This is a genomic window from Alteromonas sp. ABH2_165, assembly GCF_056159945.1.
This window is the reverse complement of sequence record NZ_JBSWWF010000036.1, coordinates 1-573: the sequence shown is the minus strand read 5'-3', so window position 1 is coordinate 573 and position 573 is coordinate 1. Positions and strand designations below refer to the sequence as shown.

The window sequence follows — 573 nt, the reverse complement described above, 5'->3', positions numbered from 1 at the left end:
GGGTGTTAGAATTCAGGATAAACATGCAAATTTCATTGGAAGAAATAAACAAGAAAAACTATGAGTCGGTCTGTGACCTTGATGTCACTGAAGCTCAGGAAGATTATGTAGCGTGCAACATGTGGTCACTAGTTGAGTCATTTTATAACGAAGGTCACACATGTAAGGCCATTTACTTCAACGACGAACCCGTTGGTTTCTTCATGTGGGTCAAAGAATCAGTTTCAAAAGTATCAATTTGGCGATTTATGGTTGATAAGAAACATCAGAACCAAGGAATAGGACGGAAAGCTTTAACGCTGGCAATAGAGGCTATAAAGCAAACTCCCGGCATCAAAGAAATCGAAATATGCTATAACCCTAATAACCCAGTCGCTAAAGATTTCTATTCCAGCTTTGGGTTTCAAGAAGTCGGCTTGGATGAAGATGGTGACGATATGCTAGCTCTTATCCAGCTATGAATTCTAACAATCTGCTGTAGCCGCTCGCGGGCTCGCTGGGACACAAACACGGCGGCTGTGTCACTTCGTTCCGATTATAGCCGCCGTATTTGCGCCCCTAAGCAGGGTGTTA

The 573-nt window shown here is 43.1% G+C and carries 1 protein-coding gene; it reads left to right on the top strand.

Going from position 1 to position 573, the window contains the following annotated elements; genetic code table 11:
* Window positions 1-23 precede the first annotated feature (23 nt).
* Window positions 24-461: a GNAT family N-acetyltransferase gene (locus ACXAFQ_RS20495; protein WP_474825221.1), complete on the top strand. Its 438-nt coding sequence runs from the start codon at window positions 24-26 to the stop codon at window positions 459-461.
* The last annotated feature ends 112 nt before the right edge of the window (window positions 462-573 follow it).